General features: G+C 54.3%; 1 protein-coding gene. It reads left to right on the forward strand.

The genetic code is table 11. From position 1 onward, the window contains the following. Positions 1 to 267 (forward strand): transposase (locus BGK49_RS19225; RefSeq protein ID WP_146628147.1); only part of this gene is annotated, 267 nt, incomplete at both ends.

The raw sequence follows: 267 nt of genomic DNA on the forward strand, positions 1-267 counted from the left end.
CCCCCGCCAGACACATGCCGGGAACCCGGCGCTCTACCCGCAGGTCAAAATGGTCTGCCAGATGGAACTGACCAGCCATCTGCTGACGGCTGCAGCCTTCGGCACGATGAAGAACAGCGAAAATGAGCTTGCTGAGCAACTTATAGAACAAACCGGCGATAACACTCTGACGTTAATGGATAAAGGTTATTACTCACTGGGACTGTTAAATGCCTGGAGCCTGGCGGGAGAACACCGCCACTGGATGATACCTCTCAGAAAGGGAGC

This window comes from Shigella sp. FC1544, from assembly GCF_001722145.1.
Taxonomy (GTDB): domain Bacteria; phylum Pseudomonadota; class Gammaproteobacteria; order Enterobacterales; family Enterobacteriaceae; genus Escherichia; species Escherichia coli.